The following is a 6,454-nucleotide window of genomic DNA, read 5'->3' as shown; positions in this document are numbered from 1 at the left end:
GTGCGCCCGGAGGAACCCCCTGATCTGCTCAGTTCGCGTCGGGCGTGAGCCGCACCGCGATCGAGTTGATGCAGTACCGCTGGTCCGTGGGCGTCGGGTACCCCTCGCCCTCGAAGACGTGCCCGAGGTGGGAACCGCACCGGGCACACCGCACCTCGACCCGCACCATGCCGTGCGACCGGTCCTCGATCAGCTCCACCGCGTCGGTGTCCTTGGGGTCGAAGAAGGACGGCCAGCCGCAGTGGGACTCGAACTTCGTGTCCGAGGTGAACAGGTCCGCGCCGCAGGCACGGCAGGAGTAGACGCCCCGGGTCTTGGTGTCGGTGTACTCACCGGTGAAGGCGGGCTCGGTGGCCGCCTGCCGCAGGACCGCGTACTCGCCCGGGGTCAGTTCCGCGCGCCACTGCTCGTCCGGCTTCTCCACGTCGTACGGCATGAGCCTTCAGCCCCTCAGTTCGACAGACGGTCCAGGATGTGCGGGCCGAGGTCGGTGACGTCGCCCGCTCCCATGGTGAGAACGAGATCACCCGGCTTCGCCATTCCCGCGACGACCGACGGGACGTCCGCCTTGTCGTGCACCGGCGTCACGTCGGCGCCCGCGGCCCGGGCCGCCTCGATGATCAGCTCGCTCGTCACGCCCGGGATCGGGTCCTCGCGCGCCGGGTAGATGTCCAGTACGACGGAGGCGTCCGCGAGGGCGAGGGACTGCCCCATCTCCTTGCCGAGCTCCTGGGTCCGCGAGAAGAGGTGCGGCTGGAAGACGACCAGGATCCGGGCGTCGCCGCCCGCCGCGCGCATGGCCTCCAGGTCGGCGGTCATCTCGGTGGGGTGGTGCGCGTAGGAGTCGATGACCTGTACGCCCGCGGCCTCGCCCTTCAGCTGGAGCCGCCGCTTGACGCCCGTGTACGCGGCGATCGCCGGGGCCAGGTCGGCCGCCGGGACCCCGAGGGCCACGCCCGCCGCCAGCGCGGCGACCGCGTTGTGCGCGTAGTGCCGGCCGGGAACGGAGACCGTGAAGGTCAGCTCCTGCCCCTCCAGCACCACGGTGACCTCGCTCTTCAGGCCCTGCGGCACGACCGACAGGACGCGCACGTCGGCGTCGTCGGACTCGCCGTACGTCACCACGGTCACGTCGCGCGCCCGGACGCGGCGGGTCAGCTCCCGGGCGCCCTCGTGGTCGGCGGCGATCACCAGCGTGCCGCCCTCGGTGATCCGGTCCACGAACGTCTCGAACGACGCGTAGATCTCGTCCATCGACGCGTAGTTGGCGTGGTGGTCGAGTTCGACGTTGAGGACGATCGCGACCTCGGGGGCGTACTTGTGGAAGCTGCGGTCCGACTCGTCGGCCTCGGCGACGAAGATCTCTCCCTCGCCGTGCAGCGCGTTGGAGCCGGGCGCGTCCAGGTCGCCGCCGATGGCGTAGGAGGGCTTGAGGTCCAGCTCGCTCAGCGACACGGCCAGCATCGACGTCGTGGTCGTCTTGCCGTGCGTACCGGCGACGGCGATCGGCCGCAGCCCGTCCATCAGGGCGGCGAGCGCGTCGGACCGGTGCACGACGGGGATGCCGAGCTCGGCCGCGCGGGCCAGCTCGGGGTTGTCCTGCCGGATCGCCGACGACACCACCACACAGCTGGCGTCGTCGGCGAGGTGCTCCGCGGCGTGTCCGATGTGCACGGTCGCCCCCAGCGCCCGCAGCGCCTCGGCCGTGGCCGACTCCTTGGCGTCGCTGCCCGCCACGACGGCCCCGCGCTGCGCGAGGATCTTCGCGATCCCCGACATGCCGGCCCCACCGATCCCGATGAAGTGCGGTCGGTCCATGGCGGGAGGAAGGCCGGCTGCCATGCGTGTCTCCAAGTTCGGGTGACGAGAGTGAGCGCCTCCACCCTATTTCAGGAGGGCGCAGGGCTGTGCCAGGCCCGGAGGCCCCTACGCCTTGCTGTGCGAGAACAGCTTCAGCACCGGCACCCCCACCTTGTGCCGGGCCCGGGACGCCCAGTCGCGGTGGAAGAACTCCTCCACGTAGTGGGGATCGGTCAGCACGATGACCTCATCCGCCCCGGCCTCCTCCACCAGGGACTTCAGCGCGTCCAGCGGATGGTCCTCGATCAGCCGTCCCTCCGCGGGACTGCCCGAGGTACGCAACGCGGCGAGTGACACCTCCAGCGCCCGCTGCCCCACGCTCAGGGCCTCCTCCCCCTCCGGCGTCTCCCCCTCGCGCACGGCCTCGTCGAGCTCGCCGAGCGCCACGTCGTCGATGGCCCGCAGCAGGCGGTCCGCCTGCTCACCGCGCGGCTGCAGCAGCACCTGGAAGGAGACCTGCTCCTCGCCGTGCAAGGTGGTGACGAACTCCACGTCGGCCGACGTCAGCGCCTTCTCGATCATCAATACGCTTGTGAACACCAGGCGCCCCTTCTGCTCCGGGGGCCCGTGGCCCCCACTCCTCCGCGGGCCGCACCGGGCCTGCGGAAACCATCCTGCCCCGTGTTCGCACGGGTACCGCCGGATCCAGTGTGCCCTCCGAAAGCCAAACGGAACGACATATTCCGATGATGAGCGGACTGACGGTGACGTTCAGCCCCGTATCCGGACGAACCGGCCGGCTGTACTCCCCGACCGCCGACACCTCTTACCCCGGGTCCGGCGTTTCAGTACGCCGCCCGCACTCGTCCGTACCGCGTGAACAGGAAGCCGTCCTCCTCCAGCATCGACACCAGCCCGAAGCGGTGCGGGACCGTGACGGCCGGCCCTCCGGCGATGCGCTGCGCCTCGCCGGCCGTGAGCATCGGGGAGACGGTCAGGCACAGCTCGTCGAGCGCGCCCGCCGCGACCATCTGCCCGAGCAGCCGCGGGCCACCCTCGGTGAGCAGCCGGGTGTTGCCGAGGTCGGCGAGGGCCCGGACGGCACGGGCGGGGTCGACGCCGATGCCGTCCCCGGCGGTCACCACCCTGGCGCCCGACTTCTCGGCGGTGGCGATGCGGTCCGGGGCGGCGGCGGCGCCCGTGAGGACCAGGGTGGGCACCAGGGGCGAGGTGAACAGCGGGAGCGAGAAGTCCAGATCGAGACTGGCCGTGACGACCGCGATCGCGGGTACGGGCCGCTGCCCGGCCGCCTCGCGCATGGCCGCGAAGTCCTCCCGAGCGCGTGCCGGCCGGTACCCCTCCTTGCGCACTGTCTCCGCGCCGACGACCACGACGTCGGCGAGCGCCCGCAGGGTGCCGAAGATCCGCATGTCGGTGGCGCTGGAGATGGGCTGCGAACGGCCGTCGTGCTGGGCGGCCCCGTCCAGCGTGGACACCATGTTGGCGCGCAGCCAGGGCACCGGCCCGCCGGGCCCCGGCTCGGGATAGGCGTACGCGGCGGCCAGCTCCGCCAGGCTCCACTCCCGCCCGGCACCCTCACCGGGCCCGCCACCCGGCGCCGGAGCTGCTGTTTCATCGGTCACAGGGAACAGACGTCGCATGCCGTGCAGTGTTCCACGCGCCGTAGCATGGTGAACCGTGTCTTCTCCCCTGGCCCCTTCCGGATCCGGCCCCATAACCGACCCGGCCCCGCTGTCCCTGTGCGCCCGTGAGCCGCATGTCCCCGCGGATCGGCTGGTCGCCGAGATGGTGCCGCCGCCGCGGTTCGACTCGGTCCGCTTCAGCACGTACATCCCCGACCCGAACCAGCGCAGCCAGACGGAGGCCGTCCGGGTCCTGGAGGGTTTCGCGGCGGGCCTCGGCCCGAGCGGGGCCCCGGGAGCCGGAAGGCGGCGGCTGTTCGGCTTCGGCAAGGCGCCGAAGAAGGCTCCCACCGGCCCGCGCGGTGTCTACCTCGACGGCGGGTACGGCGTCGGCAAGACGCACCTGCTGGCGTCCTTGTGGCACGCGACCCCGGCGGAACCCGAGCTGAAGGCGTTCGGCACGTTCGTGGAGCTGACGAACCTGGTCGGCGCCCTCGGCTTCCAGCAGACCGTCCGGACGCTGTCCGGCCACCGTCTGCTGTGCATCGACGAGTTCGAGCTCGACGACCCGGGTGACACCGTCCTGGTCTCCACACTGCTCGGCAAGCTGGTCGACGCGGGCGTGGCGCTCGCCGCCACCTCGAACACGCTGCCCGGCAAGCTCGGCGAGGGCCGGTTCGCGGCGGCCGACTTCCTGCGCGAGATCCAGGGCCTGTCCGCCCACTTCCGGGCCCTGCGCATCGACGGCGAGGACTACCGCCACCGCGGTCTGCCCGAGGCGCCGCCGCCGTACTCCGACGAACAGGTCACCGATGCGGCGCACGCCACCGAGGGCGCCTCCCTCGACGCGTTCTCGCCCCTCCTGGAGCATCTGGCCCGGGTCCACCCCAGCCGGTACGGCGCTCTGACCGACGGAATCAAGACCGTGTGCCTCACCGGCGTGCGGCCGGTTCCGGATCAGTCGACGGCCCTCAGGCTGGTCGTTCTCGCGGACCGGCTCTACGACCGTGAGGTGCCCGTGCTGGCCTCGGGCCTGCCCTTCGACCAGTTGTTCAGCGACGAGATGCTGAACGGCGGCTACCGCAAGAAGTACTTCCGGGCCATCTCCCGGCTCACCGCGCTGGCCCGCGACGCGGGCAGGCTGGTGGACCCCCGGTAAACACAACTCCAATACCGCGTCAACGGCCCGCTGGGTAGAGCTTGTTCAAGCCATCCCACCTGCGGTTTTCAGGCTCTCTTCAGCTTGAAACGTTAAGTTAACCCTGCAAACGACCTTGCAGGGTTAACGTGTTTCTTGACCAGCCATTGACCAAGTGTTGGTCCGCGCTAGACGCGTGAAATCACCGGGAGGGGGGCGCATGTACCGAGGTACGACGGCACGGACCGTGGTTGCGGTCCTCGCCGCCGCCCTGCTCGCCCTCCAGCTCTTCGCACCGACCGCATCCTTCGCAACCGCGCATACACACAGCCAAGCCGAGGCCAAAGCTCAGCCCGGAACAAAGCCCTCGGGCACGTCCTCGCGCCCCGGACACAAGTCCTCCGGGAAGGCTCTGCGCGACGAGACGGCCACCTGTCGCGCCGGACAGCACGGGGACCCGACCGGTCCCCTGCGGACCCGCGACCGGTCGCACACCGCCGACTCCGCGCCCTCGGCGCCGGACCGGCCCCTGCGGAAGGACATCCGACCGACGGTGCCCGAACCGGTCAGACCCGGCGCCGGGCATCACCGCGCGTCGAGATCGTCGACGTCGCACACCCCGGCAGCCCTGCAGGTCTTCCGCTGCTGAGCGGCAGAGCAGCTCCCCCCACCCACCCCTGTCATGCCCGTCCGACGCGCCCCCACTGCGCGCCAGGAGGAGTCACCACACTCATGCAACCCCTCATCGACAACGCCCGCACCTTCGGACAGCGCCCTGAGGAGTTCGCCCACCTCGCCGAGGGCCAGTCCCCCGACGTCCTGTTCATCACCTGCTCCGACTCCAGGGTCGTCCCGGCCCTGATCACCGGCGCCCGCCCCGGCGAGCTCTTCGAGCTGCGCACCGCGGGCAACGTCGTCCCCCCGCACTCCTTCGAGCACCCCACGTCGGAGGCGGCCACGATCGAGTACGCCGTGGAGGTCCTCGGCGTCAAGGAGATCGTGGTCTGCGGCCACTCGCACTGCGGCGCCGTGGGCGCGGTGGTACGCGGCGACGACCTCGCCGCCGTACCGGCGGTGCGCGACTGGCTCGCACGCGCCGCCGAAGAGCCCGCCTGCTCGGACCCCACCGACCCGACGGTCGCCGAGGCCGTGCAGAACCACGCCCTCACCCAGGTCCTGCGACTGCGGTCGTACCCCTGCATCGAGCGCCGGCTGACGGAAGGACGGCTCGGCCTGCACGCCTGGTTCTACGAAGTGCACACCGGCATCGTGCGCGAACACCGCGCGGACACCGACTCCTTCGAGAAGCTGTGAGGGGCACCATGACCAAGTTCCCTAACCTCAGGCAGGACTTCACCGCCTCGCTCGTCGTGTTCCTGGTCGCTCTCCCGCTGTGCGTGGGCGTGGCCGTCGCCTCCGGTGTCCCGGCCGAACTCGGCCTGATCACCGGCATCGTGGGCGGACTCGTCACCGGATTCCTGCCGGGCAGCAGCCTTCAGGTGTCCGGGCCGGCCGCCGGCCTGACCGTGCTCGTCTTCGAAGCGGTCGACACCTACGGACTGCCCGCGCTCGGCGTCATCGTGCTGGCCGCCGGTCTGCTCCAGCTCGTCATGGGCGCAATGAAGCTCGGCCGCTGGTTCCGCGCGATATCCGTCTCGGTCGTCGAGGGCATGCTGGCCGGAATCGGTCTGGTGCTCATAGCCGGCCAGCTGTATGCGACGGCCGGACTGAAGGCACCCGCCTCCGGCATCGACAAGATCCTGGGCCTACCCGGTGCGCAGTCCCGCCAGCGGTCCGCCATGCCGCCCAGTACGTCGTTGTCGGTCGGCGCCCGCCACAGCGACAGGGTGGGCGCGGCCGTCAGCAGCGGATG

The 6,454-nt window shown here is 71.1% G+C and carries 8 protein-coding genes; 4 read left to right on the top strand and 4 right to left on the bottom strand.

The features are described from left to right. Window positions 1–28 precede the first annotated feature (28 nt). The 4 genes from msrB to ABZ281_RS32305 form a co-directional block, all read right to left on the bottom strand. Complete coding sequence (gene msrB / locus ABZ281_RS32320; RefSeq protein ID WP_030838861.1) at window positions 29–436, bottom strand: peptide-methionine (R)-S-oxide reductase MsrB; 408 nt, start codon at window positions 434–436, stop codon at window positions 29–31. Window positions 437–450: 14 nt separating this feature from the next. Then, a complete protein-coding gene (murC, locus tag ABZ281_RS32315; protein WP_356661274.1) occupies window positions 451–1,842 on the bottom strand; it encodes a UDP-N-acetylmuramate--L-alanine ligase in 1,392 nt (463 codons plus the stop codon). A gap of 84 nt (window positions 1,843–1,926) precedes the next feature. Beyond that, window positions 1,927–2,400, bottom strand: coding sequence for a hypothetical protein (locus ABZ281_RS32310; RefSeq protein WP_031106073.1), 474 nt, complete (start codon window positions 2,398–2,400; stop codon window positions 1,927–1,929). A gap of 245 nt (window positions 2,401–2,645) precedes the next feature. Next, window positions 2,646–3,461, bottom strand: coding sequence for a pyrimidine reductase family protein (locus ABZ281_RS32305; RefSeq protein WP_356661272.1), 816 nt, complete (start codon window positions 3,459–3,461; stop codon window positions 2,646–2,648). A gap of 37 nt (window positions 3,462–3,498) precedes the next feature. On the opposite strand from ABZ281_RS32305, the gene zapE reads away from it, so the two are divergent. From zapE to ABZ281_RS32285, 4 genes are all read left to right on the top strand, one after another. After that, on the top strand, window positions 3,499–4,602 hold the full coding sequence (gene zapE / locus ABZ281_RS32300; RefSeq protein ID WP_356661270.1) for a cell division protein ZapE: 1,104 nt from the start codon (window positions 3,499–3,501) through the stop codon (window positions 4,600–4,602). Window positions 4,603–4,801: 199 nt separating this feature from the next. Then, window positions 4,802–5,230, top strand: coding sequence for a hypothetical protein (locus ABZ281_RS32295; RefSeq protein WP_356661268.1), 429 nt, complete (start codon window positions 4,802–4,804; stop codon window positions 5,228–5,230). 83 nt (window positions 5,231–5,313) lie between these two features. Then, window positions 5,314–5,895 carry a carbonic anhydrase gene (locus ABZ281_RS32290; protein ID WP_356661266.1) on the top strand — a complete coding sequence of 194 codons (582 nt, stop codon included), beginning with the start codon at window positions 5,314–5,316 and terminating at the stop codon, window positions 5,893–5,895. Between the two features lie 8 nt (window positions 5,896–5,903). Continuing rightward, on the top strand, window positions 5,904–6,454 hold a 551-nt coding region (locus ABZ281_RS32285; protein ID WP_356661264.1), incomplete at its 3' end, for a SulP family inorganic anion transporter.

The organism is Streptomyces sp. NPDC006265 (genome assembly GCF_040613555.1).
Taxonomy (GTDB): Bacteria; Actinomycetota; Actinomycetes; order Streptomycetales; family Streptomycetaceae; genus Streptomyces.
This window is presented reverse-complemented; position numbering and strand designations above follow the sequence as displayed.